The 1,854-nt window shown below is 55.1% G+C and carries 2 protein-coding genes; both read right to left on the bottom strand.

Annotated features, from left to right (window positions below; all coding sequences use genetic code 11):
• Nucleotides 1–659 (bottom strand): ferredoxin reductase (locus ACXRVY_RS26810; protein ID WP_458238709.1); only part of this gene is annotated, 659 nt, incomplete at its 3' end.
• 29 nt (nt 660–688) lie between these two features.
• Nucleotides 689–1,854: Rieske 2Fe-2S domain-containing protein (locus tag ACXRVY_RS26805; protein ID WP_458238708.1), on the bottom strand; the 1,166-nt coding region annotated here is incomplete at its 5' end.

Raw genomic sequence — 1,854 nt, 5'->3', positions numbered from 1 at the left:
GAATAGGCCTGAATCATCCCCGCAGGCCCGCAACAATAGTAATGCCGGGTTCCATCATCACCACGGAAAACCTCCTGGATGTGAGCGACGGTAGCCTCGACGTCGTACCCCAACAGCAACTGGACCTTGTCCTGGGTGATGTGACCTTGCATCGCGTCGATCAACGCGGCGTGGTTAACACTGCGAGCGAAGTAATGCAGCTCCCAGTCCATGTTTTTGCTATTCAAATGCTGCGCCATACACCAAAGCGGTGTAACCCCTATCCCACCCGCGATCAGCACAGAACGATGCTCGCCTTCAGAGAGGGGGAACAGATTTCTGGGCTCACTGACCTGCAACCTGTCCCCGGGACGCAAGCGTTCGTGAATCATGATCGATCCACCACGACTTTTAGGGTCTTTGGCTACCGCTATGACGTAACGATTTCTCTCGGACGGTTCGTTTAGCAAGGAGTAACTGCGCAGAGGAATAGCCTCCGCAATGACGTCAATGTGGGCCCCCGGAGTAAATGCAGGAAGCGTCACGCCTTCCAGCCCTTTTAGCTCATACGCCAGTACCCCATCTGCCTCATGGGTGACTGATTTGATGTACACCTGGAATGTGTTTGGCATCTCGCAACCTAGCCCGAACCATGGATTGTTATTGGAGCGTTCGGCCACCAGCTCATCAATCTGACGGCCTAACGGGCTCAGAGATAAGTCATTCTGCGTTCTTGACGCACCTGCTCCGTGTAGTCCTGAATGACGGTCCCAACAGGAATCATGTCAGCCAACGCCCTCAATGAACGGTAATCGCTCGCTTGCGCCTGGATGCTGTCTTCATTGGCTTCCGATTGGCGGATCCGCTCCATCAATTCACGCCGTAAACGGACAATTGCGAGATCCCCGCTACCCAGAAACTCCCGTGTCCGATCGACGATGGGAATGCTCTCCGCAACGGCATAATCCTCAAAAATAACGCCCGGAACACCTGTCCAGCTCCGACCGGCACGCATTGCTTCGCGATCTTGCCCATAGTTGGAAAGACCTTGGCGGGACGCTGCGAAGTTGTCGTCGGATTCATCGGTACCGAGTAGCGCGAAATCCGGGAGATTTTCATCGATAGGTTGGCGCGAATCCCAATAGACGTACCACTGAAGACTGCGCGTATTGTTGACTGGCACCACGATGATCAGAAATCCCGCTTCTTGTTCGGTGGTACCAATGAACGCGGTCGCCGGTGCTACAAACTCGGTAACCCGAAGGTAGTCCTGCTCCTGACCAGTGGTGCGCAACGAATACGACCGCAAGCCATACGGCTTGCTTTCCAGCGTGTACTTGGGGGTGTCGTTGCCAGTGACGAGCTGAAGCCCAGCTTGGGGAAGCTCCGGGTTCGCCGTGGTGTCATGGTGCAGCAGTCCGATATGGGCCGAGTCCATCAACGTTTCGACGTTTTGCAACCAGTTCGCTTCGTTATAGGAAGCCCGCGGTCTGGCGTGCTTACGATCAAAATAGGTGAATGCATAGTCGGTGAAGGCCGGCGCTTCACCCTCCCCCAAGTACACCCAAACAATACCGCCACCCTCGCGAACCTCGAACCCCTGACCCTTTACCTTTTTGCAAAAAGTCTGGTCTTTCTCGGTTGGCATTTTGGTGCAGTTGCCCTGCGTGTCAAAACTCCAACCATGGAAGATGCAAGTCAGACGGTTACCTTCATTTCGACCCAACGCCAGCGAAACGCCGCGGTGTGGGCACGCCTCATGAAGGAATCCGACATGGCCATCATCTGCGCGAAAGGCGACATATTTTTCGCATAGCAATTCGACACGTTGCGGCGTGCCTCCCGGCTCAAGCGCCTCACTGCGCAGTGCAGGAA

The organism is Pseudomonas sp. P5_A2_2, assembly GCF_054177685.1.
Note: the sequence above shows the minus strand (reverse complement) of the source record. Positions and strands in the feature narration are given on the sequence as shown.